Here is a 24,940-nt window from a genome sequence, read left to right as displayed (position 1 = left end):
CTCGTTAGTGCTTTTTCGCGTGATCGAAGGCCGCCTGCTGGGCTGGCGACGCTTCCGTCTGATACTTGGCCTTCCATTCGGCGTAAGGCATGCCGTAGATCTCTTCGCGGGCCTGGTCGGGGCTGACGTCCAGTCCCATGTCGTCGGCCGCGGCCTTGTACCACTTGGACAGGCAGTTGCGGCAGAAGCCGGCAAGATTCATCAGGTCGATGTTCTGCACATCCTTGCGGGTGCGCAGGTGCTGCACCAGGGTGCGGAACGCAGCGGCCTCGAGTTCGGTACGCTGTTCGTCGGTCAGGTTCATGGGCTCGGTCATGGCGTGTCTCTCATTGGGCGCATCAGAGGCGCATGGCGGGGCTGGCGCGATTCTATAGAGCGGGGCGATCGGCCAGCAACGCCCGTTGGCCGACTGGCACGGGCGTACAGCTTGTGCGACCGGCCGGTCAGCGCTGGGCGGCCAGCGCGATGGACACCGATTCGGCAAAACGCAGGGCGTGCGGCTTGTCGACTTCCACTTCAGCGTAGTGCACGGCCGGGTTGCTCATCACCAGGTCGAGCAGTTCCTGGGTCAGGCGTTCGAGCAGGGCGAAGCGGTTCTCTTCCACGTGGGCGATGATCGCCTTGGTGATGGTGCGGTAGTTCAGCGCATGCTCGATGTCGTTGACCTGCACCGCGTCACCGGCCGGATAGAGGATGGTGAGGTTGATCAGCACGTCCTGCTTGTTGAGGATTTCCTCTTCCTTGATGCCGATGTAGGTGCGCACGCGCAGATCCTTGACCCGGATTCGCGCCATGCCTGGCTGCAGCTGCGTCATTTCACTTGCTCCGTCCGATCAGTTTCAGGAATTCCTGGCGGGTGGTGTTGGAGTCGCGGAAGGCGCCGAGCATCACCGAGGTGTTCATCACCGAGTTCTGCTTCTCCACCCCGCGCATCATCATGCACATGTGCTGCGCCTCGATCACCACCGCGACGCCCGCGGCACTGGTGACCTGGGCGACCGCCTCGGCAATCTGCCGGGTCAGGCTTTCCTGGATCTGCAGGCGCCGCGCGAACATGTCGACGATGCGCGCGACCTTCGACAGGCCCAGCACCTTGCCGGTGGGAATGTACGCCACATGCGCCTTGCCGATGAAGGGCAGCAGGTGATGTTCGCACAAGGAGTAGAGCTCGATGTCCTTGACGATCACCATTTCGTCATTGTCCGAGGCGAACAGCGCACCGTTGACGATTTCCTCCAGCGTCTGCCCGTAGCCGTGGCAGAGGTACTGCATGGCCTTGGCTGCGCGCTTGGGGGTGTCGAGCAGGCCCTCGCGCTCGGGGTCTTCGCCGAGCCCTTTGAGAATCTCACGGTAGTGGTGAGACAGGTCTTCGATCATGGTGGGAGTTCCTCGCGCCCGCGCCGGGCGGGTCATTTCAGGTGCCGGCCGCCGTTGACGGTCAGGGTGGTTCCGGTCACGTAAGGGCTGTCGAGCAGGTAGCGCACGCTCTGGTAGATCACGTCCGCGCCCGGTTCGATACCCAGGGCGGATTTCGCCAGGGTGCGCGCGCGGTAGTCCGCGTCGTCATCGGGGTTGAACAGGATCAGTGCCGGCGCGATGCCGTTGACCTTGATGCGCGGCGCGAGGCTGGCGGCGAAGGACAGGGTGAGGTTGTCCAGGCCGGCCTTGCTGGCGCAGTAGGCGATGCGGTTGGCGCTGCCCTTGCGGGCGACGTCGTCGGAGAGGTGGATGATGTCCGTCGGGGCGCCGCGTTCGGCCGCATCGCGTTCGAGCAGCTCGGCGCAGCGCAGGTTGATCAGGTAGGGCGCGAGCATGTGCAGGCGGAACAGTTCGCCGAAGGCATCGGCCTCATGGCCGGGCTCTTCGGTGATCCACGCCGAGGCGTTGTGGACGATCGCGCGCAGGCGGTCGGTGCGGGACTTCAGCGCGTCGATGAAGGCGAGGATGCCGGCTTCGTCGGCCAGTTCCGCATGCAGGCAGGTGGCGCCGAGCTGGCGCAGTTCGTCGACGCCGGGCTTTTCCTGCCGGTAGGTCGCGATCACCGGGTGGCCGTCCTGGAGCAGGCGCTTCGCGCAATGCAGGCCGATGCGCTGGCTGGCGCCGGTGATCAGGATGGGGGCCGGGGTGTTGCCCATGTGCGCCTCGTGAAATCGGGGGGAACGCCGCGCCGGGGAATATCCGAGCGGCCGGGTAGGGCAAAACTATACCAGCCCCGGCGCGGCCGGGCACGGATGGGGCATAATGGGTGGCCTTGTCTTGCCCTGTGGGAGTGATCATGAAAGTCGCCATTCTGTCCGGCTCGGTCTACGGCACCGCCGAAGAGGTCGCGCGCCACGCCAAGCGCCTGCTCGAAGCGGCAGGCTTCGAAGCCTGGCACGACCCGCGCGTGACCCTCGACGGCCTGCTGGCCTTCGGTCCCGAGGCGCTGCTGGTGGTGACTTCGACCACCGGCATGGGCGAGTTGCCGGACACCTTCCAGCCGCTGTACTACGCCCTGCGCGACCGCCTGCCCAACTGGCGCGACCGTCCGGGCGGCGTGATCGCCCTGGGCGATTCCAGCTATGGCGACACCTACTGCGGCGGCGGCGAACTGGTGCGCGAGCTGCTGGTGGAGCTGGGCATGCGCGAAGTGGTGCCGATGTTGCGCCTGGACGGCAGCGAGACGGTGGACCAGGAGACCGATTCCGAGCCCTGGATCGCCGAGTTCATCGCCGCGCTGAAAGCCTGATGCATCCCCGCGCCCGCTACCTGATCGATACCCTTGGCCTCGCTCCGCACCCCGAGGGCGGCTTCTATCGCCGGGTGTTCGAATCGGCGCTGGAGGGCGCGGATGGTCGCCAGCAATCTTCGGCGATCTTCTTCCTGTTGCCTGGCGGCACGGTCAGCCGCTGGCACCGTGTCGATGCCGATGAGCTGTGGCATTACCACGAGGGCGGGCCGTTGGAGCTGCTGGTGGCCGAACAGCCGGACGCTCCCGTACGCATCGAAACGCTCGGTCCGGTGGGCGAGGGCAGCCTGCCGCAGCGCGCGGTGCCCGCCCACGCCTGGCAGGCGGCGCGCTGCCTGGGGGATTACGTGCTGGTGGGGTGCACCGTCTCGCCGGCGTTCGAGTTCGCCGGGTTCAAATTGTTGTCGGATGACGCGCAGGCGCAGCTTGAGTGGCCGCAGCTCGTCGGGGAGTTTCCCGAGCTGCTGTAAGTCCGTTCGCGAGCAAGCTCGCTCCTACGAAGAGCATGCCGGCGCGGACCTGTAGGAGCGAGCTTGCTCGCGAACCGCATCACGCCTTGTTCGCCGGATGCAACGGCATCTCCCGCATCAGTTCCAGCCATGCCTTTGCCGCATTCGACAGGTAGGCGTCGCGCCGCCAGATGAAGCTGATGTCCCAACTCAGGTCCGGCTGGCTCATCAGCACCCGCGCCACCCCCGGACGCTCCAGTTCCTCGGCCACCACCCGTGGCAACAACACCACGCCCTGGCCGGCGGCGACCAGCGCGCCGAGGAAGTCCGCCTGGCCGCTGCGGCCACCTTCCTTCGGCTCGAAACCCAGCTCGCGGCAGGCACGCAGCAGCCGGTCATTCAGGGTGAAGCTCTGCTGGTAGAGCAGGAAGGGCGTATCGGCCAGTTCCACCAGGCTCAGGCTTTCCCGCGAGGCCAGCGGATGATCGGCGGGGAGCAGGGCGTCCAGCGGCTCGTTGCAGAACGGCTGGTGGTCGAAGGCCGGGTCTTCCGGGGTGAGGCCGCCGCCCAGTTCCAGCTCGCCGCTGTAGACCAGCTCTTCCATGGTCTTGCTGCCGCCCTCGATCAGGTGCACGGCGATGTTCGGGTAGCGCCGCCGGTACTCGGCGAAACGCCCGGCGAACAGCGCGTCGGCCCCCAGCAGCGGCAGGCCCAGGCGCAGCTCGCCACTTTGCAGGTGGGTGAGGTCGTCCAGTTCGGTGAGCAGCTCGCGGCGCAGGCGCAGCATGTCCTCGGCGCGGCGCAGCACCACCTCGCCGGCGGCGGTCAGGCGGATGTGCGGGCCGCTGCGTTCCAGCAACTGCACGCGCAGGCTCTGCTCCAGCTGGGCGACCTGCTTGCTCACCGCCGACTGGCTGGCGTTCAGGTGCACGGCGGCCTGGGTGAAGCTGCCCTGGCGTACCACTTCGGCGAAGGTGCGCAGTTGCTTGAATTCCATTCTGGAATGGCTCCGATTCGATCTATTCGCTTTGGAGATGATAGGCGCGGGCGTAGGCTTTGCACCATTCCCGAAGCATTTCTGCTTCCCCAAACACTTCGAGATCGCCGCCATGTTCCGCCGCGCCGCCCGCCTGATTTTCGAACTCGCCGTCCTGGCCGCCTTCTGGTGGATCGGCGGCTGGATCGCCACGCTCACCGGCCTGCCGCTGCCGGGCGGGGTGATCGGGCTGGCGCTGCTGCTGGTGCTGTTCGCCTGCGGGGCGATCCGTCCGGCCCTGCTGCAGGGCGGCGCCGGCGTGCTGCTGGCGGAGATGCTGCTGTTCTTCATTCCCGCGCTGATGAGCCTGCTGGACTACGGTCCGCTGCTGCGCAGCGAGGGCTGGAAGATCCTGCTGGTGATCACCGCCAGCACCGTGCTGGTGATGCTGGCCACCGCGCTGGCGGTGGAGTGGATGTGCCACTGGAGGTCGCGCCATGAATCTCGATAAGCAACCGCTGTTCTGGCTGGCCGCCACCCTGGGCGGCTACCTGCTCAGTCGCCTGCTGTACCGCCGTTACCAGCAGTACTGGCTGTCGCCCATCGTGTTCGTCCCGGTGCTGCTGTTCGCCCTGGCGATCCCGATGCGCGCCACCTACGCCGACTACGCCCGCGACACCAACTGGCTGGTGGCGCTGCTCGGGCCGGCCACCGTGGCTTTCGCCATCCCGATCTGGCAGCAGCGCGCCTTGCTCGCCCGCCACTGGCCGGCGCTGCTGACCGGCATGCTCGCCGGCTCGACCATGGCCATCGGCAGCTCCTGGGCGCTGGCCCATGCGCTGTCTCTGGACGGCCAGGTGACCCTGTCGCTGCTGCCGCGCTCGATCACCACGCCGTTCGCCATGGAGATGTCCCATGACCTGGGCGGCGTGCCGGCGCTGACCGCCGCCTTCGTGATGATCACCGGGGTGTTCGGCGCCCTGGTCGGCGGTGTGCTGATGCGCCTGCTGCACCTGCGTTCGGCCCTGGCCCGCGGTGCGCTGCTGGGCGTCGGCGCCCACGGCGCGGGCACCAGCCGGGCCTATGAGTTCGGCGGTGAGGAAGGTTCGGCGGCGGGCCTGCTGATGGTCCTCACCGGCCTGTTCAACCTGCTGCTGGCGCCCGTCCTGGCGTACTGCCTGTGATCGGCTGAAACTGGGCGTTTCTACGCTTCGTTGTCGGGCCGGGGCGTGGGCTACCCACGTCCCGGCTTATGGCGCGTCATTCGGCAGGCCATGCCGGAGACGACTGTCAGCTCCGTGACAGTCCACGGCCCGCTGTGCTGGCTAGACTGCTGCATCGCACAACAACAACGAAGAGGCTTCCGACCATGCACGCCGCACACCCGCTGCCCACCGCGAACGTCAAGGACCAGGTCTCCGCCGCCGAATGGCAGACCCGCGTCGACCTCGCCGCCTGCTACCGTCTGATCGCGCTGCATGGCTGGGACGACCTGATCTTCACCCACATTTCCGCCAAGGTGCCCGGCACCGAAGACTTCCTGATCAACCCCTTCGGCATGATGTTCCACGAGATCACCGCGTCCAGCCTGGTGAAGGTCGATCTCGCCGGCAAGAAGCTGATGGACAGCCCCTACGAGATCAACCCCGCCGGCTACACCATCCACAGTGCCGTCCACGAAGTCCGCCACGACGTCGACTGCGTGCTGCACACCCACACCGCCGCCGGCATCGCCGTTTCCGCGCAGAAGCAGGGCCTGCTGCCGATTTCCCAGCAATCGCTGTTCGTGCTGTCGAGCCTCGCCTACCACGGCTACGAGGGCGTGGCGCTGAACCATGACGAGAAGGCCCGCCTGCAGGCCGACCTGGGCGAAGCCGGCTTCATGATCCTGCCCAACCATGGCCTGATGACCTGCGGACCGAGCATCGCCGACACCTTCCTGATGATGTTCATCCTGCAGCGCGCCTGCGAAATCCAGGTGCTGGCCCAGGGCGGCGGCGCTGAACTGATCATGATCCCGCAGCAGATCCTCGACGGCGCCATGGCCATGGCCGCCGGCGTCACCCGCAGCAAGCAGGGCCTGGGCGGCGCGCTGGCCTGGCCGGCGCTGCTGCGCAAGCTGGACCAGCAGAACCCCGGCTACCGCGACTGATGGCGCTGGACGGCATCGCCCTGCGCGACTGGCGCGCCCAGGGCAGTTCCTTCACCTTCCGCGGCCACCCGATTCGCTACTGGAGCGCCGGCAGCGGCGAGCCGCTGCTGCTGATCCACGGATTTCCCACGGCGTCCTGGGACTGGCACTACCTGTGGTGTGCGCTGGCCGAGCGCTACCGGGTGATCGCCTGCGACATGCTCGGCTTCGGCGACTCCGCCAAACCACGTGGCCACGACTACCGCATCCTCGAACAGGCCGACCTGCAGCAGGCATTGCTGGTGCACCTGGACGTGCACGAACCGGTGCACCTGCTGGTGCACGACTACGGCAACAGCGTCGGCCAGGAACTGCTGGCGCGGCATGAGGAGGGCGGATTCGCCCTGGCCTCCTGCGTGTTCCTCAACGGCGGCCTGTTCCCGGAAACCCACCGCGCGGTGCTGTCGCAGAAGCTGCTGCTCAGCCCCTTGGGCGGCCTGTTCGCCCGGCTGTTCGATCGCCGACGCCTTGCGCAGAACTTCGCCAGGGTGTTCGGCCCCGCGACGCAGCCCTCGGAGGCGGAGCTGGATGCCTTCTGGGAGCTGATCCGCCATAACGACGGCCCGCGGGTGATGCACCGGCTGATCCACTACATCCTCGACCGCCGCGAGCACCGCGAACGCTGGGTCGGCGCGATGCAGCGCACGCGGGTGCCGCTGCGGGTGATCGACGGGCCGGTGGACCCGATTTCCGGCGCGCACATGGTGGCGCGCTACCGGGAATTGATCCCGCAACCGGACACCGTCGAGCTCCCAGGCATCGGCCATTACCCGCAGGTGGAAGCGCCGGAGCAGGTGCTACAGCACTATCTGGCGTTCCGACAGGAACGGGTTCGACAGGTACAGACCGATCTGTCGAGAGATTCAGAACGAGCCGATAGCTGAACTCCATGTGGCGGCGGTAGCTTCCCCGGCTTTGTCCAGCCGGAGGCCGCTGCCATGCCACTCAGATCCGTCATTCCCGTCCGTCAGCCGCAGGGTTCGCTGCTGTACCGGGCGCTGCTGCACCTGCGCCGGGATTTCGCCTTCGTCGCCGTGCCCGTGCTGTTGCTGCTGGTGGGTGTCTGCGCCGCCGGCTGCTATTACGCCTGGACGATGCAGGACTGGGTGCCCGCCGCACTGGGCGCCCTGGCGCTGTTGCCGGCCTTCGGCCTGCTGCTGTTCTGGAGCGAGTACGACTGGTGGCTGTTCAAGCTCGGCCCGCGCGACGAACTGAACCTGCCGATCCGCTGATCATCCCCCGGCCTTATTGGGCAACATTCGCCCCAATCGTCTTGCTTGTGACCGAATCGTGACTGCCGGACACTCCGGAAAAAACAGACCTGCCTGGAGTCCGACCATGAGTGATGCCCTGCGTTTCGACGGAAGAGTCGTGATCGTTACCGGAGCCGGCGGCGGTATCGGCCGCGCCCATGCGCTGCTGTTCGCCAAGCACGGCGCCAAGGTGGTGGTGAACGACCTGGGCGGCAGCACCCACGGTGAAGGCGCCAACGCTTCGGCCGCCGACCGCGTGGTGGCGGAAATCCGCGAAGCCGGCGGCACCGCCATCGCCAACCACGACTCGGTGACCGACGGCGAGAAGATCGTCCGCCAGGCCGTGGAGGAATTCGGCCGCATCGACGTGGTGGTGAACAACGCCGGCATCCTGCGCGACAAGACCTTCCACAAGATGGAGGACGCCGACTGGGACCTGGTCTACAAGGTCCATGTCGAGGGCGCCTACAAGGTGACCCACGCCGCCTGGCCGTTCATGCGCGAGCAGGGCTATGGCCGGGTGATCTTCACCTCGTCCACCTCCGGTATCTACGGCAACTTCGGCCAGAGCAACTACGGCATGGCCAAGCTCGGCCTCTACGGCCTGACCCGCAACCTGGCCATCGAGGGCCGCAAGAACAATATTTTCGTCAACGCCATTGCCCCCACCGGCGGCACCCGCATGACCGAAGGCCTGATCCCGCCGCAGGTGTTCGAGCAGCTCAAGCCCGAGCTGGTCAGCCCGCTGGTGGTGTACCTGGGCAGCGAAGCCTGCCAGGAGACTTCCGGCCTGTTCGAAGTGGGCGGCGGCTGGATCGGCAAGGTGCGCTGGGAGCGCAGCCTGGGCGTGGGCTTCGACCCGCGCGAGGGCTTCAGCGTCGAGGATGTGGCGGCCAACTTCGCGCAGATCTGCGATTTCGAGAATGCCGCACATCCGAAGGACAACGTCGAAGCGCTGCGCGAAATGATGGCGAACCTGCAGAAATACGCCGGTTGATCCGGCCAGCCTGACCGGCGGAACGGCCAGCGGGGCTGTTCCGGGGCGGCGGACGCAGTAAGGTGGAAGGGCCGGCTCAGAGTCGGCCCTTTGCTTTTCTGCCTCGATGCCCAAGGAGTTCGCCATGAGCGTGATAATCGAGAGGAACGGCCCGGTCACCACCCTGGTGATCGCCCGTCCCGCGGTACGCAATGCCGTGGACCTGCCCACCGCCCAGGCGTTGGCCGATGCCTTGCGCGACTTCGAGCAGGACGAGGAGGCTCGGGTCGCGGTGATCACCGGTGCCGGCGGCACCTTCTGCGCGGGCGCCGATCTGGCGGCGGTGGCCGAGGGCGGCGAGCGGCGCAATCGCCTGGAAACCGAAGGCGACGCGCCGATGGGCCCCAGCCGGATGCAGTTGTCCAAGCCGCTGATCGCCGCCATCGAGGGTTACGCCGTGGCCGGCGGGCTGGAGCTGGCGTTGCTGGCTGATATGCGGGTGATGGCCGAGGACGCGGTATGCGGCGTGTTCTGCCGGCGCTTCGGCGTGCCGCTGATCGACGGCGGCACCGTGCGTCTGCCGCGCATCATCGGCCAGGGCCGGGCGCTGGACATGATCCTCACCGGCCGCCCAGTGGGGGCGCAGGAGGCGCTGACGATGGGCCTGGCCAACCGCGTGGTGCCGCGCGGGCAGGCGCTGGAGGCGGCGGAAGAGCTGGCGCGGGAGATCGCCGAGTTTCCTCAGCGTTGCATGCTGGCCGACCGGGCGAGCGTCTTCACGCAGTGGACCCTGTCCTTCGATGTGGCGATGGCCAATGAATTCCAGGGTGGGCTGGCGGTGATCCAGAGCGGAGAGACGGTGGAAGGGGCGCAGCGCTTCGCCGATGGGGAAGGGCGGCACGGGGAGTTTTGAGAGGCGTGCGGAAAACAATGCTGCGCTTTTTTGTAGGAGCGAGCTTGCTCGCGAACCTGGCGTGGCGCTGGCGTGCGCCGCTGATCGCGGACGGAGTCCGCTCCTACCTAGGCGCGATATGTCGGCATTTCCCTGTTGGAACGGAGTCATCCGCGATGGGTTTCGCGGATAGGATCCGCTCCTACGAGAGCCGCGTCTTTCCGTAGAAGCGGACTCCGCCCGCGATGCGGCGAGGTGCATCGGCGTACAACCGCGAACGGTTGTACGCCCTACGGTACGCCGATCAATCCCGCTGGATGATCACATAGGTCTTGCGCACGGTTTCCTGGATGTCCCACACGCCCAGGCTGTTCTGCGGCAGCAGGAAGGCGTCGCCAGCCTGGAAGGCGATGGTCTCGCCGCCGTCCGGGGTGAAGGTGCCGCGGCCGGAGATGAAGTGGCAGAACTCCTGCTCGACGATCTGCCGGCGCCAGCGGCCGGGGGTGCATTCCCAGATGCCGGTTTCCACGCCATCGGTGCGCTCGATGGATTCCACGCGGGTCTCCGACACCGGTTCGCCCAGCGGCACGGCGACCGGGTTGGCTTCACCGAGTTCGGCGTGCAGGGTGTTCTTCAGGTGGGTCAGTTTCATTCGGGGCTCCAGTGGGTTTTCTCTAAGGGCTGATCAGCCGACCTTCCAGGTCATCAGGCCTTCCATGGTCGCGGCGACTTTCTCCGCCAGGCGACGGCGCCACGGGGCGCTGTGCGGGTTGGCCAGCACTTCGTCTTCGTGCACGAAACTGTGGATGATTGCGTTGTAGCCCAGCCAGCGGCACGGCTCGGGCTCCCAGCCGCGCAGGCCGTCCTGCACGCTGCGGTCGTCGATCACCCAAGGCTGGCGGGTCAGTTCGCTGTGCTGGCCGAGGATCAGATCGGCGAGGGTGCGGCCGCCCAGGTTGGTGGCGCCGACGCCTTCGCCGCCGTAGCCGCCGGAGAGGGCGATGCCATTGCGACGGTCGATCAGCATGTGCGGGTGGAAGCGGCGTGACATGCCGAGGTTGCCACCCCAGGTGTGGGTGATGCGCACGTCCTTCAGTTGCGGGAAGAGTTCGCCGAACAGGTAGCGGCGCAGGCCCACTTCATCGTCGGTCAGGCTGAAATCGCTGCGCAGCTTGCCGCCGAAGCGGTAGCCGCCGCGGGCGCCGAAGGCCAGGCGGTTGTCGGCGGTGCGCTGGCCATAGGTGACCTGGCGGCTGAATTCGCTGAAGGCCTGGCCTTTTTCCAGGCCGATCTCGGCCCAGACCGATTCCGGCAGCGGCTCGGTGGCCACCAGCAGGCTCTGCACCGGCAGCTGGTAATTGCCCAGCGGCGGCAGGTCGGCGGCGTAGCCTTCGATGGCCGGCACCACCCAGTGCGCCTTCAGCTCGCCCCGGTCGGTGCGCAGCAGGCCGGGCGCCCAGTGGGTCACGCGGCTCTTCTCGAATATCTGCACGCCCTGGCGCTCCACGGCGCGGGCCAGGCCACGGACCAGCTTCGCCGGCTGGATGGTGGCGCAGTGCGGGGTGTGGATGGCGCCCAGCGCGCTGGGAATGCGCAGTTGTTCGGCGAGCTGGCTGGCGCTCAGCCAGCGGTAGTCGTCCTCGGTCAGGCCCTCGGCATGCAGGTGCGTGAGGTAGTCGCGCAGGCGGCGCTCCTGTTCCGGGTAGCGCGCGGCGGTGTAGAGCACGCCGCCCTTGCGGTAGTCGCAATCGATGCCTTCACGTTCGATCACGCGGCCGACTTCATCGGGGATGTCGTGCAGGAGGTCGTAGGAAGCGCGGCGCTGTTCCGGCGACAGGCCGGCCAGCAGGCGATCCTCGCCGAGGATGTTGCCCATCAGCCAGCCGCCGTTGCGGCCGGAGGCGCCGAAGCCGGCGGTTTCCGCTTCGACGATGGCGATCTTCAGCTGCGGCGCGCGCTGCTTCAGGTAATAGGCGGTCCACAGTCCGGTGTAGCCGGCGCCGGCGATGGCCACGTCGACGTCCAGCGAGCCTTGCAGGGCAGGGCGCGGGACGAGGTCGTCGTCCAGTTGGTTCATCCACAGACTGATATGACGCCATGCCGACATAGACGACTCCGGAGGGGAAGTGGGGGAATGTCGTCAAGCCTAGAGGTGGCGCGGGGTTCTGTCGTCTGCGCGGGTACGCGGGGAGTGCCCGCGCACCCGCTGGCAACTGGCGGTCAGGCGTCGTTCTGCTCGTCGCGCAGGCGCTTCAGGTATTCGCGCGGGGACTGCCCGGTGTGCTGGCGGAAGCAGCGATAGAAGGCCGACAGCGAGTTGAAGCCGGCGGAGAACGCCAGTTCGTCGATGCGCGCCGGCAGCGGCGGGCGCAGCTGGGCGAGCAGGTGGGTGAGGCGCGTCTGGTTGACATACTGGTAGAAGCTCAGCCCCATCACCTGATTGAGCAGGTAGGAAATCTGGTTGCGGGTGTAGCCGGTGGCGGTGGCCACCTGGGTCAGGTCCAGGTCCGGCGCCAGGTACGGCTGGCTCTTGCTGAAGTAGTGCTCCAGGTCGCTGGCCAGTTGGCTCAGCTGGCGCGGCGAGAGGCCCAGGCGGCTGGTGGCCGGGCGCGGGTCGCTGGCCTGCGAGCGGTTCTCGGCGCCCTCGCGCACCACCGAGGCGTATTCGTTGATGCGCCAGATCAGGCCGTCGCGCACGGTGATCGCTTCGCTGGAGTGGAAGGTCGCCAGGCGCCCGCTGAGGGTGAAGGCGATGCGGTACTGGATGAACGCGGTATCGCCATCCACGCGGATGCGGTCGATGTGGGCGAGGAACTCTTCCGGACGGCTGGGCATGGTGCCCTGCACATAGTCGCGCAGGTCGGCAAAGCCCAGGGTACGGTTCTGGAAGAAGTCGTTGTACTCCACCTGCGGATGGTAGAGCGCGAGCACCGCATCGAGGTCGCGGTGCTTCCAGCATTGGTGATAGCGCAGCACCACCTCGCGGGTCTGTTCGGTGAGATGGCTGTCGGTGGGGCGTTGGTCGATGGCTTGCATAGGTTGCCAAGTCTGCCCCAGAGCGCGGCGTTCGGGTAGTGGCAATGGCCGATGCACTATCCAGATGCTCGATGGCCCGTCATTGCCTGCGCCAATGTCACCTGAAGAGCCCCATGGCAGAGCGGGGATTCACTCTTTCGGGCGACAGCTCGAATACCACCTTGGAGCGCTTACTCCCCCTCGGGGGCCTGAGTAGGGTGTAGCCACCTCGACACCATCAGGAGAGCCGCATGACAACAAAAACAAGGCGCGGATTCTTCCAACCGCAACTGCTCGCCACCGCTGTCGCCCTGGGATGCGCCACCCAGGCTCAGGCCATCAACTTCAACATTGGGGAAATCGAAGGACAGTTCGACTCCAGCCTGTCCGTGGGGGCCAGCTGGAGTACCCAGAGTCCCAAGCAGGACCTGATCGGCTCCGCCAACGGCGGCCACGGCATGACCCAGACCAACGACGACGGACGCCTGAACTTCCGCAAGGGCGACACCTTCTCGAAGATCTTCAAGGGCATCCACGACCTGGAGCTGAAGTATGGGGACTTCGGCGTCTTCACCCGTGGCAAGTACTGGTACGACTTCCGCCTGGAGGACGAAGACACCGACTGGAAGCCGATCTCCAACAGCGGCCGCAAGGAGGGCGCCAAGTCGTCCGGGGCGCAGTTGCTCGACGCCTTCGGCTACTACAACTATTCCATCGCCGACATGCCCGGCACCGTGCGCCTGGGCAAGCAGGTGGTGAGCTGGGGTGAGAGCACCTTCATCGGCAACAGCATCAACGCCATCAACCCCATCGACGTCTCCGCCTTCCGCCGGCCCGGTTCGGAAATCAAGGAAGGTCTGATCCCGGTGAACATGCTCTACATGTCGCAGAGCCTCACCGATTCGCTGTCCGTGGAAGGCTTCTACCAGCTGGAGTGGGACCAGACGGTGCTGGACAACTGCGGCACCTTCTTCTCCACCACCGACGTGGCGGCCGACGGTTGTAACACCAACTACAACATCCTCGACAAGAACACCGTCACCGCGCTGAACGCCCCGGCGACCAAGGCGCTGCTCAATTCCCTGGGCGTCACCGTGACGCCCGAGGGCCTGATGGTGCCGCGCGGCGCCGACCGCGATGCCCGTGATTCCGGGCAGTGGGGCCTTTCCATGCGCTGGCTGGGCGATGATGTCGAGTACGGCGCCTACGCCATGAACTACCACAGCCGTACGCCCATCGTGAGCATGCAGAACGCCAGCGCCGCCGACATCGGCAACGCCCTGCGCGCCATCGGCGCGGGTGCCCCGGCACTGGCCCAGCCGATCCTGCTGGGACGCGGCCACTACTTCCTCGAATACCCCGAGGACATCCGCTTGTACGGCCTGAGCTTCTCCACCACGCTGCCCACCGGCACCGCCTGGCAGGGTGAGTTCAGCTTCCGGCCGAACATGCCGCTGCAGCTCAACACCACCGACCTGACGCCGCTGCTGGCCACCACGGTTGCCGGCGGCTTCGCCAGCGGCGGCGTGGCGGGCGCCCTGGCCCAGGCCGAGCAGGTCAACCACGGCTATATACGCAAAGACGTGAGCCAGGCGCAGACCACCTTCACCCACTTCTTCGACCAGGCCATGGGCGCCGACCGCGTCACCCTGGTGGGTGAAATCGGCGTGACCTACGTCGGCGGCATGACCGACAAGGTCGGCGAACGCTACGGCCGCGACTCGGTGTTCGGCGTGCCGGAGAACGCGGTGGCCGATGCCCAGTACGGCAGCGGCGGCTTCTACACCTCGTCCTCCTGGGGTTACCGCGCCCGCACCATCTGGGACTACAACAACGTGTTCGCCGGGGTGAACCTCAAGCCGAACATTGCCTGGTCCCACGACGTGCACGGCTACGGCCCGGTCTTCAACGAAGGCAGCAAGGCCGCCAGCGTCGGCCTCGACGCCGAGTACCAGAACACCTACACCGCGAGCCTGAACTACACGAACTTCTTCGGCGGCGATTACAACACCATCGTCGACCGCGACTTCGTTTCGCTCAGCCTCGGCGTGAACTTCTGACCCGCCTGACCCAAGGAACCGACGTATGAGAACGACAAGAATCCTTCAATGCGGCGCGCTGGCGTTGAGCCTGCTGTCCTGCGGGGTGATGGCCGCGGTCTCCGCCGACGAGGTGGCGAAACTGGGCAGCAGCCTGACGCCCATGGGCTCGCAGAAGGAAGGCAACGCCGACGGCAGCATTCCGGCCTGGACCGGCGGCATCGCCCGCGACGCCGGCAAGGTGGACGCCAAGGGTTTCCTTTCCGATCCCTTCGCTGGCGAGAAACCGCTGTTCACCATCACCGCGCAGAACGTGGACCAGTACAAGGACAAGCTTTCCGCCGGCCAGCTGGCGTTGTTCAAGCGTTATCCGGATACCTACAAGATCCCGGTGTACAAGACCCACCGCAGCTTCGCGCTGCCCGATGAGGTCTACGGCGCGATCAAGCGCAGCGCCGAGTTCGTCCAGCCGATCAACGACGGCAACGGCCTGGAGAACTTCGACAAGAGCCGCTACTACGCCTTCCCGATTCCGAAGAACGGCGTGCAGGCGCTGTGGAACCACCTGACCCGCTACCACGGCGGCAACATCTCCCGCGTGGTGGTGCAGGTGGTGCCGCAGACCAACGGCAGCTACACGCCGATCCGCTTCGAGGAGTCGATCGCGGTGCCGCAGAGCATGGCCGAGCAGGACGCCAGCAAGACCGGCAACATCCTCACCTACTTCAAGCAGGAGGTGACCGCCCCGGCACGCCTGGCCGGCAACGTGCTGCTGGTCCACGAGACCCTGGACCAGGTGAAGGAACCACGTCTGGCGTGGATCTACAACGCCGGCCAGCGCCGCGTGCGCCGCGCCCCGCAGGTGGCCTACGACGGCCCGGGCACCGCCTCCGACGGCATGCGCACCTCGGACAACTACGACCTGTTCTCCGGCGCCCCGGACCGCTACGACTGGAAGCTGGTGGGCAAGCGCGAGATGTACATCCCCTACAACAGCTACCGGCTGAACTCGCCGCAGCTCAAGTACGACGACATCGTCAAACCCGGCCATATCAACCAGGACCTGACCCGCTATGAACTGCACCGCGTGTGGGAAGTGGTGGGCACCCTGAAGTCCGGCGAGCGCAACATCTACGCCACCCGCCACTTCTACCTCGACGAGGACAGCTGGCAGATCGCCGAGTCCGAGCTGTATGACGGCCGCGGCCAGCTGTGGCGCGTGGGTGAGGGCCACTCGATGACCTTCTACCCGGAACTGGCCACCGGCTACGCCGCCGAGTCGCTGTACGACATCCTCGCCGGCCGCTACGTGACCTTCGGCCTGAACAACGAGGAGAAGCGTGGCTACCAGTTCGGCAACAAGGCCAGCATGGCCGACTTCACCCCGGCGGCGCTGCGCAATACCGGCGTGCGCTGATCCACTGCTGTGCTCCTTGCCCGGCGCCTCACGCGAGGCGCCGGGTTTCTTTTTTTCAGGGCTGAGCGGGGTTGGCACCGCTCGCGCTATGACGTGGCATGAATGGGGCTGATGGTTCTTTGCCCGCCGCGCGCCCAGGCATAGGCTGGCTCGCAGCAAATGGCCGGAAGAAGCCCATGTCGACATTCGCCCTGCACCGCGCGGCGCTGCCGCGACTGCCTCGCCAGCACCTGTCCCGTGAGCGCCTGCAAGCCAGCCTGGGCGCCGCCGAATGCCGTCTGCGCCTGCTGGTGGCGCCACCGGGTTGCGGCAAGACGGTGCTGCTCAGCGAATGCGCGCGCCAGGCGCCGGCCGGCATCCGCGTGGTCTGGTTGAGCTTCGGTGGGCGGATGCTGGAGCCGGCGCAGTTCTGCGAGCGGCTGGCGGAAGCCCTGGGGGTGCTGCGCGGCGACGAAGATGCATTGAGCGCATGGCTGGAAACCACCAGCGAGCCGATCTGGCTGATGCTCGACGATTACCCGCGCACGCCGGATACGGAACTGGACGACTGCTTCGACCGCCTGCTCGCCGTGGCCTCACCGCAGGTTGGCTGGTGGCTGGCCAGCCGGCGACGGCCGAAGTGCAACCTGACCCGCCTGCTGCTCGAAGGCGAGCTGCTGGAGCTGGACGCCGCCAGCCTGGCGCTGACCCAGGGCGAACTCGACCGCTATCTGCACCTGTCGGGCCTGGAGTGGCCCCAGGCCCAGCGCGAAGCCCTGCATGAATCGACCCGTGGCTGGTTCGCCGGCATCCGCCTGCGCCTGCTGAGCCTCGCCGGCGATGCCCTGGTGCCGTGCGCGGCCCAGGTGGCGGAGAGCGGCGGCGCGCTGTTGCAGGACTATCTGCAACGGGAGGTGCTGACCACCTTGCCGGCGTCGCTGGCGGAAATCCTCTGCGCGCTGGCGGTCATTCCGCGCTTTGGCCCTGATCTCAGCGACTACCTGTTCGATGCGCCCGGCCAGGGGCTGGACGGCCTGCTCGTCTGGGGCGCGCTGATCGAGCCGGTGGACAACACCCGGCACCGGTTCCAGGTGGCGCCGATGCTGGCGCCGACCCTGGCGCGCCTGTCGCGCTGGCCGGCGGCGATGCTGCATCGCCGGGCCTGCCAGTGGTTCAGCCAGTCCGGCGACCTCCACGCTGCGTTCGAACACGCCTTGCTCGCCGAGCAGCCGGACGAGGCGGCAAGCCTGCTGCAACGCTTCACCGAAGAACACCTGCTGCATGGGCGTAACATCGAACGAGTGCTCACGCTGCGCGACATGCTCCCGGACGAGCTGCTGTGCAGCACGCCGCGCCTGTTGGTGCTCAACGCCTGGACCCTGTTGTTCGTCGGCCGGCTGGACGACGTCGAGGCGCTGCTTGCCGGGTTCACCCGCTTTCTGCCGATGCCCGGTGAGCGCCGCCAGCGCGCGCTGGTCGCACAGTGGCAGGGGCTTGCCGGAGTGCTGGCCCATGCCCGTGGCCGCGCCAGTTCCCGCGAGCAGCTGCGCGAAGCGCTGGAGTACCTGCCGGAAGACGCCTGGGCGCAGAAGCTGATCTGCCTGTCGGCGCTGACCCAGCAGGCCCAGGCCGGCGGCAACCTTGCCGAAGCCCGTCTGCTCAACCGGGACGCGCTCAGGCTGGCACGGCTGCACGGCAGCCTGACCTTCGAGGCGCTGCTGGAGCTGGACCGTGCCCAGTGGCTGGAGCAGCGCGGCGAATTGCAGCGTGCCGACGCCCTGCTGGCGCGGGTGCAGGATTACCTGGATGAGGTCAGCGTGACCGGCAATGCCATGGCCGGGCGCGTTGCCCTGCGCCGGGGCTGGTTGAGCCTGCGCCAGGGGCGCAACGAGGAGGCGCGCGAGCTGTTCATCGCCGGCCTCACCGAAACCCGTCGCAGCCATGATCCGAGCCTGGTCTACGGCCTCACCGGCATGGCGTGGCTGGATGCGCTGGATGACGACATCGACGGCGCGTTCAACCGTCTGCTGGAAGTCGAGCGACTTATGCAACTGCAGCATGTACCCGAGGCCATGTATCGAGGTTGGCTGCTCCTGCTCAGCGGCGCCCTGAGCCTGCGCCAGGGGCGGGCAGGGCAGGCGCGCGAGGTGTTGCTGCGGGTGGCCTCGCGCTGCCGCACGGATCGCCTGAACCCACCGGCCGCCACGCCCGACCTGATCCTGCAGGTGGAGAGCTGCCTGGCACTCGCGGAACTCTACGAGGGTGATGTCGAAGGTGCGCAGCTGCGCCTTTCCGCGATGCTGCCGGACCTGCTGCGGCAGGGGCGTAATACCCTGGCCTGCGATGTCTGGCTGGCGCTGGCCGAAGCCCGTTACATCGCCGGCAATGTGGAAGGCGCGCGGGCGGCGCTCAATGAAGGCGTGGCACTGGTGCAGCGCTTCGGCCTGCTCGCCACGCTGCGGGAAACCCAGCGCCGCCAGCCGGGGTTGTTCGGCCTTCGCCCCTGTTCCGGCGAGGAGCCTGCGCACAGCCTGCTCAGCCTGCGCGAGCTCTCGGTGCTGGAGCTGATCGCGCGGGGCTGCTCGAACCTGGAAATCGGCGAACGCCTCTACATCTCGCTGCACACGGTGAAGACCCACGCCCGGCGAATCAACGGCAAGCTCGGCGTCGAGCGGCGCACCCAGGCGGTGGCGCGGGCGAAGGAGCTGGGGCTGCTGAAGGTCTAAAGCTGGCTCGTAAGATCGCAATCAGGCGCTATGGCTCAGTGCAGGGCCTTGGGCGGCACGCTGATCTCCGCCAGGCGCTGGGCCAGTTGCAGGTGCTCGGCGGGGTCGTCGCTGAGCAGCATCGCCCGCTCCAGGTCGTAGCGTTCGGCCTGCGGGCATTCCAGCGCGTGATAGAGATCGGCGCGGGCCAGATGATCGCCGGCGGTCGGCTCGCCCAGTTCCAGCACGCGCTGGGCGTCTTTGAGCGCCGCCAGCGGTTCGCCGGCGCCCAGGTGCAGTTGCCGCAGGTTGCGCGACAGGCGCTGCAGCATCTCGGCGGCGCTGGCGGTTTGCAGGTGCGCGGCAGACAGCTCCACCTTCGGTCCCAGCTGACGCACCAGCAGGTCCCGGCAGTCGCGGGTATAGAGGCGTCGGCCGGTGGCCGGGTCGAGCAGATGATCGGCGCCGGGGACGCGCAGCAGGAAGCGTCCGGGGAAATTCACGCCCACCAGGGAAATGCCCTGCTGGCGTGCCATCTCCAGGGCAATCAGCGCCAGCGACAGCGGCTGGCCGTGGCGGCGTTGCAGCACCCTGGGGAGCAGGGCGGCGCGAGGTTGCAGGGGGAACTCGTCATCTTCGGCGAAGCCCAGTTCGCTCAGGCGGCGTAGCAGCGCCTGGGCTCGCTCGGCATCCGTGGTGGCAACCGGCAGCGCCACCGCGACCTGATGCGCCAGGCTGTCGAACAGGCGGCGTGCCTGTTCCGGGCTCTGGTGCGGCTCGTGCTCGGCGGCGATCCACAGCGCCGCCTCGAACAGGGCCGGTGGCTCCTGGGCAAGGCAGGCGAGGCAGGCTTCACGCGGGTTCATGGCGTTCTCCGGCTGACCCTGCGGTTTTAACCGTTGCGGGCCGCGCTCGTCCAGTCTCCCGCGTCGCCGGCCAACGCGCAGAGGCGGCACTGCCTATACTGTTAGGGCCCCGAAACACGGGGACCCGGTCAACAGCAAGGGAGCGCCGCCATGTTCGCCATGATGGAAGCCACCCGGCTCGAGTCGCTGCATCTCGCCCAGGACCCGGCCACGGGACTCAAGGCCATCATCGCCATCCACAATTCCCGGCTCGGGCCGGCGCTGGGTGGTTGCCGCTATCTGCCCTATCCCAGCGAGGACGCCGCCCTGCGTGATGCCGCGCGGCTGGCCCAGGGCATGAGCTACAAGGCCGCGCTGGCCGGGTTGCGCCAGGGCGGCGGCAAGGCGGTGATCATCCGCCCGCCCCATGTGCCCAATCGCGGCGAACTGTTCGAAGCCTTCGGCCGCTTCATCGATTCCCTGGGCGGTGCCTACGTCACTGCAGTGGACAGCGGCACCTCCAGCGCGGACATGGATTGCATCGCCCAGTACACCCGCCATGTCACCAGCACCACCACGGGCGGCGACCCCTCGCCGCACACCGCACTGGGCGTGTTCGCCGGCATTCGCGCCAGCGCCCAGGCGCGCCTGGGCAGCGATGACCTGGACGGCTTGCGGGTTGCCATCCAGGGCCTGGGGCATGTGGGCTATGCGCTGGCGGAGCACTTGTCCGCCGCTGGTGCGGAGCTGCTGGTAAGCGATATCGATTCGGGAAAAGTGGAATTGGCGGTGGAGCAACTGGGGGCACGTCCGGTGCCCAACGAAGCGCTGCTCACCACCCCCTGCGACATCCTCGCGCCGTGCGGGCTGGGCGGGGTACTTACCTCGCAGGTGGTCGGTCACCTGCGCTGCGCTGCGGTGGCGGGGGCGGCGAACAACCAGCTGGCGCATCCCGAGGTGGCTGACGAACTGGAGGCGAGGGGAATCCTCTATGCGCCAGATTATGTGATCAATTCCGGCGGGCTGATCTACGTTGCGCTGCAACACCAGGGCGAGCTGCTGCCGACCATCACCGCACACCTGTCGCGGATTTCCGAGCGGCTGACCGAGGTTTATGCCCACGCCCAGGCCGATCACCTGTCGCCGGCGCGGGTCGCCGATAAGTTGGCGGAGCGGATTCTCTATGGGGAATATTCGGGGCACTGATATAGCCGCTCGTGCGGCTTTCGTAGGAGCGGACTCCGTCCGCGATGCTCTTGGCTTTCGTAGGGCGAATAACGCGTAAAGCGTTATCCGCCGTTTCTGGGTCTGGGTGTTCCAGCGCCGCTTCGGTGTGTTCGGATGTTTCTTGTTTCGCCCCCTCGGGCGAGTCACTTTGCCAAACGACGGATGGCCGCCCCACGCAAAGTAACCAAAAGTCTTGCCCCTGCATCCGGGTCCCGCTTCGCGGGACTGCCCTCGCTCCATCGAAGTTTCAGGGGCACGCGTCGACGGGCCATCCATGGCCCAACGACGCTCTCGCGACATCCATGTCGCTCAACCCCTGAAACTCCGATTCCACTCGGCCTCCTGAAGGGGCGCTCTGGCGTGTGCGGAGGTTTCTCTGGAAGTCTTTAAATCCAGAGCCAGAACTGTGCGGGGCACTTGCTCTTGAAGGAGCGGACCTTGTCCGCGAAATCCCTCGCGGATGAATCCAATTTCACTGGGGAACACCAGTGCTTTGCGCCTGCGTAGGAGCGGACTCTGTCCGCGATGGGCCAGCTACCGGCTCACTCCTCGGCCGCAGCCTCGCTGAAAATCTCGTTCAACGCATCTGGCTGGTTCTTGAAGGCACGGGCGAAGGCGTCGCGATTCTTGGCCATGAAGATGCCGATCTCCTCGACCTGGTCCTCCTTGAGCGAAGGCACCGCCTTCTGCAGTACCTCAGCCAGCGTTTCCGCCAGCTCCAGCATCTTGTCGTGCCGGTCGGCTTCCGCCTTATCCATGAACAGGCGCTCCGGATCGCGGCTGCTGCGGTACACCACTTCGACGGCCATTCATCACCTCGTAAGCCTTCTCTTGTTGGGGGAGTGGAAATTACTGTTTATTTATACAGCAAAGTGATCGCGCAATGCTACTGCCCGTGCGCGAACCATTCGTCAGAAGCCTAGACGCGGAGAAGAGGAATGCCGGAATTCGGCCACTGTCTGCGGTGGCCCAAAGCGGTGCGCGCGCCCCGAAGGCGCGCGCAGCGGCTCCGACGTGACCGGCGCAAGGCGCCGTCAGTCAGAACTTTCAGATGATGAGAATTTGGCTTAGGAGGCGATGAGCAGGCCGTGGCCGTTGCGCGCCATCGTGGCCAGCAATTGCGGTGCCATGCGGCCGTGCTCGATGGCGATGCCGAAGCGGACGCTCTGGATCACCCGCTGTAGCTGCTCCGGGTCCTGCAACTGGCTGCTACGGATCATGCGGCGCGCAGCGACGCCGTCCTCGGTGGAGAGGGTGAGGACGATGCTGCCGTCGAGCCGTTCGAGGCTGAAGTTGACGCGGTACTGGTGCTGAAAGGCGTCGGTCAGTACCTGAAAGGGGCTTTGCATGAATCGGTCCTGCCTGTTGTGGGCGTGCTTCTGGATTGACCGGAGGCCCACCGGAAAAGTTCGCCGTCATGGTGCCGCAGCGACGTGCTGCCATGACTGCTCAAGATCAATGGCGTAGTGCTTGCAATCGCAGTGCTTACAAATAGTGGCTGGCAGGCTTTACCCCAAGGAATCCTTAAAGAAACGGAGGTGTAACCAATGAAACTGGACTGGGCCGAGCGCTTGCGAGAACGGATGCACGGTTGTGCCGAATCCCTGGGCAACCTGTTGGTGGAGGGCTTCCATTACCTGGCGCTATTCGCCATCGGCGGCTCGGTGTTCTGGTCGGCGGCGGTGGCCTTCGGCGAGATGATGGGCAAGGGCCACGCGAGCATCGATGACATCCTGCTGCTGTTCATCTACCTCGAACTGGGCGCGATGGTGGGGATCTACTTCAAGACCAACCACATGCCGGTGCGCTTCCTGATCTACGTGGCGATGACCGCGCTGACCCGCCTGATGATCGCCGACATCCAGCACAACCACGTGCCGGACGACGGCATCATCCTGGTCTCGGTGGCCCTGTTGCTGCTGGCGCTGGCGATCCTGGTGGTGCGCTATGCCTCCTCGCGCTTCCCGTCGCCGGCCTCGCCGCAGCGTGGCGGCGAGCGTGACCTGATCAGCGACGACGAGCGCTGATCGCACCGACGACTGATCCCGGTCCGCCGTAGCGCGGCCGGATGCACTACCATCGGTGCATCCGGCCGCCGAGGAAGACCGAGCCCATGAAGGGATGGAAGCTGTTCGCACCCCTGCTGATCCTGGTGATCATCGCCATTACCCTGTACCTGCGCCTGCACACTCAGCCCCTGCTGCTGCAGGGCGAGGCGGACGCCACCGACGTGATCGTCGCCTCCAAGGCCAAGGGGCGGGTCGAAGTGCTGCATGTGCGGCGCGGCGACGATGTGAAGCAGGGGCAGTTGCTGATTTCCCTCAGCAGCCCGGAGCTGCAGGCCCAGCTGGACTCCCTGCGCGCCGCGCGCAACCAGGTGCAGGCCAATCTCGACGAATCCCTCCACGGCACCCGCGAAGAGACTCTGCGCGCCTTGCAGGCCAGCCTGTCCCAGGCCCAGGCCGAGATGCGCAACGCCGACCTCGAGTACCAGCGCAACCAGGAGCTGGCTGGCCGCGGCTTCGTGTCCCAGGCACAGCTGGACCTGTCCCGGCGTGGCCGCGATGTGGCGCGCAACCGCGTCGCCGAGGCCCAGGCCAATCTCGACCAGGGCAACCAGGGCGACCGCGAGGAACGCCGCCGTGCGCTGGAAGCGGCGGTGCGCCGGGCCGATGCGCAGATCCTCGAACTGCAGGCGCAGACCGACGACCTCAACGTGGTGGCGCCGGTGGACGGCGAAGTCGGGCCGATCCCGGCGGAGCAGGGCGAGCTGGTCAACGCCTACAGCCCATTGCTGACGCTGGTGCGGCTGTCCGACAGCTATTTCGTGTTCAACCTGCGCGAAGACATCCTTGCCGACGTGAAGAAGGGCGATGAAGTGGCGATCCAGGTGCCGGCCCTGAAGAATCTCGAGGTGAAGGCCAAGGTCAGCTACATCGCACCGCTCGGCGACTTCGCCACCAAGCGTGCGACCCGCGCCACCGGCGACTTCGACCTGAAGACCTTCGAAGTGCGGCTCTACCCGGAGAAACCGGTGGACGGCCTGCGCCCCGGGATGAGCGCGCTGTGGCACTGGCAGCAGTAAGGCGCAACCTGCAGCGTTTCGCCCAGGCCTTCGGCAGCGAGACGCGCATCGCCCTGCGCAGCTGGACCATCCACTGGCTCGGCTGGCTCTGGCCGTTGCTGCTGTTCGTGGTGATCAGCGGGGTATACCAGGCCGGCACCCTGCTGGACATGCCGGTGGCGGTGGTCGATGCCGACCACAGTCACCTGTCGCGGCAGATCGTCCGCGAGCTGGACGCCGGCTCCCACGCTAGGGTCGAGGTGCTCGGCGGCGGTCTGCAGGAGGGATTGCGCCGCCTGCGCATGGCCGACGACTACGCGCTGCTCTACATTCCCCGCGACTTCGAGGCGGACGCGCTGGCCGGCCGCCAGCCCACCGCCGAGCTGTACTACAACTCGCTGTTCTATTCCGCCGGCTTCTACTCGACCCAGGACTTCAGCGGGCTGATGAGCTCGGTGAATGCCGAGCTGCGCCCGCGCTTGGCCGCCGGCATGGACCGCCCGATGCCAGCACTGGCGAGCATCGCGGTGTCCTACGAGAGCCTGTTCAACGCCAGCGGCAACTACATCTACTTCCAGCAGTTCGCCGCCATCGTCCACCTGCTGCAACTGTTCGTGATCGTCGCCACCGTCCATGTGCTGGCCCGCGAGGCGCCGGAGCTGCGCGCCTCGTCGCCGCACATCCTCCGTGCCCAGGCCCTCGGCGTGCGCCTGCTGGGTAAGCTGGCGCCCTACACGCTGCTGTTCAGCACACTGCTGATGGTGGAGCTGTTCCTGCTGGTGGAGCTCAATGGCGCGCGGATCAACGGCAATCCCTGGTGGATGCTGGCGATCACCTTCTGCTACGTGGCGGCGGCGCAGAGCCTCGGGCTGGTGCTGTTCATCTTCACCGCCAACCGCTTCAGCGCCTACTCGCTGATCGGCCTGCTGATCGGCCTGGCACAGACCTACTCCGGCGTGCTGCTGCCGGAACTGGCGATGCCGCCGATCGCCCGCGTGATCGCCGAGGCCGAGCCGCTGACCCACACCCTCCACGGCCTGTTCGACCAGTTCCTGCGCAAGGCGCCGGCCGAGTCCGGGCTCTACACCTGCTGCAAGCTGCTGCTCTACCCACTGATCGCCTACATGATCGCCAAGATGCGCCTGCGCCGGCGCCTCGACCTGAGCCCGGCGTAAGGAGCGCGC

At 66.8% G+C, this 24,940-nt stretch carries 27 protein-coding genes; 16 read left to right on the top strand and 11 right to left on the bottom strand.

Going from position 1 to position 24,940, the window contains the following annotated elements; translation table 11 throughout:
* Positions 1 to 4: 4 nt before the first annotated feature.
* The 4 genes from J5M67_RS14035 to folM form a co-directional block, all read right to left on the bottom strand.
* Positions 5 to 316, bottom strand: coding sequence for a DUF1244 domain-containing protein (locus tag J5M67_RS14035; protein WP_152225632.1), 312 nt, complete (start codon positions 314 to 316; stop codon positions 5 to 7).
* 127 nt (positions 317 to 443) lie between these two features.
* On the bottom strand, positions 444 to 815 hold the full coding sequence (gene folX, locus J5M67_RS14030; protein WP_207885942.1) for a dihydroneopterin triphosphate 2'-epimerase: 372 nt from the start codon (positions 813 to 815) through the stop codon (positions 444 to 446).
* A 1-nt stretch (position 816) separates the two neighbouring features.
* The gene (gene folE / locus J5M67_RS14025; RefSeq protein ID WP_207885941.1) at positions 817 to 1,377 is read right to left on the bottom strand and encodes a GTP cyclohydrolase I FolE; all 561 of its coding nucleotides are present in this window, start codon (positions 1,375 to 1,377) and stop codon (positions 817 to 819) included.
* Positions 1,378 to 1,409: 32 nt separating this feature from the next.
* Positions 1,410 to 2,135 (bottom strand): dihydromonapterin reductase, encoded by a 726-nt coding sequence (gene folM / locus J5M67_RS14020; RefSeq protein ID WP_207885940.1) that lies wholly within the window; start codon positions 2,133 to 2,135, stop codon positions 1,410 to 1,412.
* Between the two features lie 140 nt (positions 2,136 to 2,275).
* Between folM and J5M67_RS14015 the strand changes: the two genes are divergently transcribed.
* Both J5M67_RS14015 and J5M67_RS14010 read left to right on the top strand, forming a co-directional pair.
* On the top strand, positions 2,276 to 2,728 hold the full coding sequence (locus tag J5M67_RS14015) for a flavodoxin (protein WP_207885939.1): 453 nt from the start codon (positions 2,276 to 2,278) through the stop codon (positions 2,726 to 2,728).
* Positions 2,728 to 3,198, top strand: coding sequence for a cupin domain-containing protein (locus J5M67_RS14010; protein WP_207885938.1), 471 nt, complete (start codon positions 2,728 to 2,730; stop codon positions 3,196 to 3,198). Before J5M67_RS14015 ends, J5M67_RS14010 begins: the two co-directional genes overlap by 1 nt.
* Before the next feature lie 79 nt (positions 3,199 to 3,277).
* Here the strand turns inward: J5M67_RS14010 and J5M67_RS14005 are convergent, their stop codons facing one another.
* Positions 3,278 to 4,174 carry a LysR family transcriptional regulator gene (locus J5M67_RS14005; RefSeq protein WP_207885937.1) on the bottom strand — a complete coding sequence of 299 codons (897 nt, stop codon included), beginning with the start codon at positions 4,172 to 4,174 and terminating at the stop codon, positions 3,278 to 3,280.
* A 112-nt stretch (positions 4,175 to 4,286) separates the two neighbouring features.
* Here J5M67_RS14005 and J5M67_RS14000 point away from each other — a divergent pair, with 112 nt between their 5' ends.
* The 7 genes from J5M67_RS14000 (at position 4,287) to J5M67_RS13970 (ending at position 9,486) form a co-directional block, all read left to right on the top strand.
* Positions 4,287 to 4,664 (top strand): CidA/LrgA family protein, encoded by a 378-nt coding sequence (locus tag J5M67_RS14000; RefSeq protein WP_207885936.1) that lies wholly within the window; start codon positions 4,287 to 4,289, stop codon positions 4,662 to 4,664.
* Entirely contained in the window at positions 4,651 to 5,337 is a 687-nt protein-coding gene (locus tag J5M67_RS13995; RefSeq protein ID WP_207885935.1) for an LrgB family protein, read from the top strand. Before J5M67_RS14000 ends, J5M67_RS13995 begins: the two co-directional genes overlap by 14 nt.
* A gap of 185 nt (positions 5,338 to 5,522) precedes the next feature.
* Positions 5,523 to 6,305, top strand: coding sequence for a class II aldolase/adducin family protein (locus J5M67_RS13990; RefSeq protein WP_207885934.1), 783 nt, complete (start codon positions 5,523 to 5,525; stop codon positions 6,303 to 6,305).
* On the top strand, positions 6,305 to 7,228 hold the full coding sequence (locus J5M67_RS13985) for an alpha/beta fold hydrolase (protein WP_207885933.1): 924 nt from the start codon (positions 6,305 to 6,307) through the stop codon (positions 7,226 to 7,228). The genes J5M67_RS13990 and J5M67_RS13985 overlap by 1 nt, the downstream gene beginning before the upstream one ends.
* A 54-nt stretch (positions 7,229 to 7,282) precedes the next feature.
* Positions 7,283 to 7,576: a hypothetical protein gene (locus J5M67_RS13980; protein ID WP_207885932.1), complete on the top strand. Its 294-nt coding sequence runs from the start codon at positions 7,283 to 7,285 to the stop codon at positions 7,574 to 7,576.
* Positions 7,577 to 7,682: 106 nt separating this feature from the next.
* Positions 7,683 to 8,594, top strand: coding sequence for an SDR family oxidoreductase (locus J5M67_RS13975; protein ID WP_207885931.1), 912 nt, complete (start codon positions 7,683 to 7,685; stop codon positions 8,592 to 8,594).
* A 124-nt stretch (positions 8,595 to 8,718) separates the two neighbouring features.
* A complete protein-coding gene (locus tag J5M67_RS13970) occupies positions 8,719 to 9,486 on the top strand; it encodes a crotonase/enoyl-CoA hydratase family protein (RefSeq protein WP_207885930.1) in 768 nt (255 codons plus the stop codon).
* A gap of 283 nt (positions 9,487 to 9,769) precedes the next feature.
* Here J5M67_RS13970 and J5M67_RS13965 read toward each other — a convergent pair whose 3' ends face one another.
* The 3 genes from J5M67_RS13965 to J5M67_RS13955 form a co-directional block, all read right to left on the bottom strand.
* Positions 9,770 to 10,117: a cupin domain-containing protein gene (locus J5M67_RS13965; protein ID WP_207885929.1), complete on the bottom strand. Its 348-nt coding sequence runs from the start codon at positions 10,115 to 10,117 to the stop codon at positions 9,770 to 9,772.
* A 33-nt stretch (positions 10,118 to 10,150) separates the two neighbouring features.
* The gene (locus J5M67_RS13960) at positions 10,151 to 11,572 is read right to left on the bottom strand and encodes an FAD-binding oxidoreductase (protein ID WP_207885928.1); all 1,422 of its coding nucleotides are present in this window, start codon (positions 11,570 to 11,572) and stop codon (positions 10,151 to 10,153) included.
* Positions 11,573 to 11,685: 113 nt separating this feature from the next.
* Positions 11,686 to 12,438, bottom strand: a complete 753-nt coding sequence (locus J5M67_RS13955) for a nuclear transport factor 2 family protein (RefSeq protein WP_207886091.1) — start codon at positions 12,436 to 12,438, stop codon at positions 11,686 to 11,688.
* Between the two features lie 293 nt (positions 12,439 to 12,731).
* Here J5M67_RS13955 and J5M67_RS13950 point away from each other — a divergent pair, with 293 nt between their 5' ends.
* The 3 genes from J5M67_RS13950 (at position 12,732) to J5M67_RS13940 (ending at position 18,641) form a co-directional block, all read left to right on the top strand.
* Positions 12,732 to 14,540, top strand: a complete 1,809-nt coding sequence (locus J5M67_RS13950; protein ID WP_207885927.1) for a DUF1302 domain-containing protein — start codon at positions 12,732 to 12,734, stop codon at positions 14,538 to 14,540.
* Positions 14,541 to 14,565: 25 nt separating this feature from the next.
* Entirely contained in the window at positions 14,566 to 15,936 is a 1,371-nt protein-coding gene (locus J5M67_RS13945; protein WP_207885926.1) for a DUF1329 domain-containing protein, read from the top strand.
* Positions 15,937 to 16,112: 176 nt separating this feature from the next.
* A complete protein-coding gene (locus tag J5M67_RS13940) occupies positions 16,113 to 18,641 on the top strand; it encodes a LuxR C-terminal-related transcriptional regulator (protein ID WP_207885925.1) in 2,529 nt (842 codons plus the stop codon).
* Between the two features lie 35 nt (positions 18,642 to 18,676).
* On the opposite strand, the gene J5M67_RS13935 is transcribed toward J5M67_RS13940, so the two are convergent.
* Entirely contained in the window at positions 18,677 to 19,486 is an 810-nt protein-coding gene (locus J5M67_RS13935; RefSeq protein WP_207885924.1) for a SirB1 family protein, read from the bottom strand.
* Positions 19,487 to 19,636: 150 nt separating this feature from the next.
* Between J5M67_RS13935 and J5M67_RS13930 the strand changes: the two genes are divergently transcribed.
* Positions 19,637 to 20,671: a Glu/Leu/Phe/Val dehydrogenase gene (locus tag J5M67_RS13930; RefSeq protein ID WP_207885923.1), complete on the top strand. Its 1,035-nt coding sequence runs from the start codon at positions 19,637 to 19,639 to the stop codon at positions 20,669 to 20,671.
* A 563-nt stretch (positions 20,672 to 21,234) separates the two neighbouring features.
* Here J5M67_RS13930 and J5M67_RS13925 read toward each other — a convergent pair.
* Complete coding sequence (locus J5M67_RS13925) at positions 21,235 to 21,501, bottom strand: YebG family protein (protein ID WP_152225594.1); 267 nt, start codon at positions 21,499 to 21,501, stop codon at positions 21,235 to 21,237.
* Positions 21,502 to 21,759: 258 nt separating this feature from the next.
* Entirely contained in the window at positions 21,760 to 22,041 is a 282-nt protein-coding gene (locus tag J5M67_RS13920) for a DUF3509 domain-containing protein (RefSeq protein WP_207885922.1), read from the bottom strand.
* A gap of 198 nt (positions 22,042 to 22,239) precedes the next feature.
* On the opposite strand from J5M67_RS13920, the gene J5M67_RS13915 reads away from it, so the two are divergent.
* From J5M67_RS13915 to J5M67_RS13905, 3 genes are all read left to right on the top strand, one after another.
* The gene (locus J5M67_RS13915; protein WP_207885921.1) at positions 22,240 to 22,719 is read left to right on the top strand and encodes a phosphate-starvation-inducible protein PsiE; all 480 of its coding nucleotides are present in this window, start codon (positions 22,240 to 22,242) and stop codon (positions 22,717 to 22,719) included.
* Between the two features lie 86 nt (positions 22,720 to 22,805).
* Positions 22,806 to 23,777: an HlyD family secretion protein gene (locus J5M67_RS13910; RefSeq protein ID WP_207885920.1), complete on the top strand. Its 972-nt coding sequence runs from the start codon at positions 22,806 to 22,808 to the stop codon at positions 23,775 to 23,777.
* The gene (locus J5M67_RS13905) at positions 23,759 to 24,931 is read left to right on the top strand and encodes an ABC transporter permease (RefSeq protein ID WP_207885919.1); all 1,173 of its coding nucleotides are present in this window, start codon (positions 23,759 to 23,761) and stop codon (positions 24,929 to 24,931) included. Before J5M67_RS13910 ends, J5M67_RS13905 begins: the two co-directional genes overlap by 19 nt.
* Positions 24,932 to 24,940 lie beyond the last annotated feature (9 nt).

The organism is Pseudomonas sp. 30_B, from assembly GCF_017491605.1.
Lineage (GTDB): Bacteria > Pseudomonadota > Gammaproteobacteria > Pseudomonadales > Pseudomonadaceae > Pseudomonas.
This window is presented reverse-complemented; position numbering and strand designations above follow the sequence as displayed.

Coding starts and splice junctions, on each gene's coding strand:
- J5M67_RS14000 (WP_207885936.1), top strand. CDS start 4,287: ATGTTCCGCCGCGCCGCCCGCCTGATTTTCGAACTCGCCGTCCTGGCC.
- folX (WP_207885942.1), bottom strand. CDS start 815: ATGACGCAGCTGCAGCCAGGCATGGCGCGAATCCGGGTCAAGGATCTG.
- J5M67_RS13910 (WP_207885920.1), top strand. CDS start 22,806: ATGAAGGGATGGAAGCTGTTCGCACCCCTGCTGATCCTGGTGATCATC.
- J5M67_RS13995 (WP_207885935.1), top strand. CDS start 4,651: ATGAATCTCGATAAGCAACCGCTGTTCTGGCTGGCCGCCACCCTGGGC.
- J5M67_RS13930 (WP_207885923.1), top strand. CDS start 19,637: ATGTTCGCCATGATGGAAGCCACCCGGCTCGAGTCGCTGCATCTCGCC.
- J5M67_RS13920 (WP_207885922.1), bottom strand. CDS start 22,041: ATGCAAAGCCCCTTTCAGGTACTGACCGACGCCTTTCAGCACCAGTAC.
- J5M67_RS13990 (WP_207885934.1), top strand. CDS start 5,523: ATGCACGCCGCACACCCGCTGCCCACCGCGAACGTCAAGGACCAGGTC.
- J5M67_RS13965 (WP_207885929.1), bottom strand. CDS start 10,117: ATGAAACTGACCCACCTGAAGAACACCCTGCACGCCGAACTCGGTGAA.
- J5M67_RS14015 (WP_207885939.1), top strand. CDS start 2,276: ATGAAAGTCGCCATTCTGTCCGGCTCGGTCTACGGCACCGCCGAAGAG.
- J5M67_RS13985 (WP_207885933.1), top strand. CDS start 6,305: ATGGCGCTGGACGGCATCGCCCTGCGCGACTGGCGCGCCCAGGGCAGT.
- J5M67_RS13960 (WP_207885928.1), bottom strand. CDS start 11,572: ATGTCGGCATGGCGTCATATCAGTCTGTGGATGAACCAACTGGACGAC.
- J5M67_RS13980 (WP_207885932.1), top strand. CDS start 7,283: ATGCCACTCAGATCCGTCATTCCCGTCCGTCAGCCGCAGGGTTCGCTG.
- J5M67_RS13940 (WP_207885925.1), top strand. CDS start 16,113: ATGTCGACATTCGCCCTGCACCGCGCGGCGCTGCCGCGACTGCCTCGC.
- J5M67_RS13970 (WP_207885930.1), top strand. CDS start 8,719: ATGAGCGTGATAATCGAGAGGAACGGCCCGGTCACCACCCTGGTGATC.
- J5M67_RS13935 (WP_207885924.1), bottom strand. CDS start 19,486: ATGAACCCGCGTGAAGCCTGCCTCGCCTGCCTTGCCCAGGAGCCACCG.
- J5M67_RS13975 (WP_207885931.1), top strand. CDS start 7,683: ATGAGTGATGCCCTGCGTTTCGACGGAAGAGTCGTGATCGTTACCGGA.
- J5M67_RS13945 (WP_207885926.1), top strand. CDS start 14,566: ATGAGAACGACAAGAATCCTTCAATGCGGCGCGCTGGCGTTGAGCCTG.
- J5M67_RS13950 (WP_207885927.1), top strand. CDS start 12,732: ATGACAACAAAAACAAGGCGCGGATTCTTCCAACCGCAACTGCTCGCC.
- folM (WP_207885940.1), bottom strand. CDS start 2,135: ATGGGCAACACCCCGGCCCCCATCCTGATCACCGGCGCCAGCCAGCGC.
- folE (WP_207885941.1), bottom strand. CDS start 1,377: ATGATCGAAGACCTGTCTCACCACTACCGTGAGATTCTCAAAGGGCTC.
- J5M67_RS14010 (WP_207885938.1), top strand. CDS start 2,728: ATGCATCCCCGCGCCCGCTACCTGATCGATACCCTTGGCCTCGCTCCG.
- J5M67_RS14005 (WP_207885937.1), bottom strand. CDS start 4,174: ATGGAATTCAAGCAACTGCGCACCTTCGCCGAAGTGGTACGCCAGGGC.
- J5M67_RS13925 (WP_152225594.1), bottom strand. CDS start 21,501: ATGGCCGTCGAAGTGGTGTACCGCAGCAGCCGCGATCCGGAGCGCCTG.
- J5M67_RS14035 (WP_152225632.1), bottom strand. CDS start 316: ATGACCGAGCCCATGAACCTGACCGACGAACAGCGTACCGAACTCGAG.
- J5M67_RS13915 (WP_207885921.1), top strand. CDS start 22,240: ATGAAACTGGACTGGGCCGAGCGCTTGCGAGAACGGATGCACGGTTGT.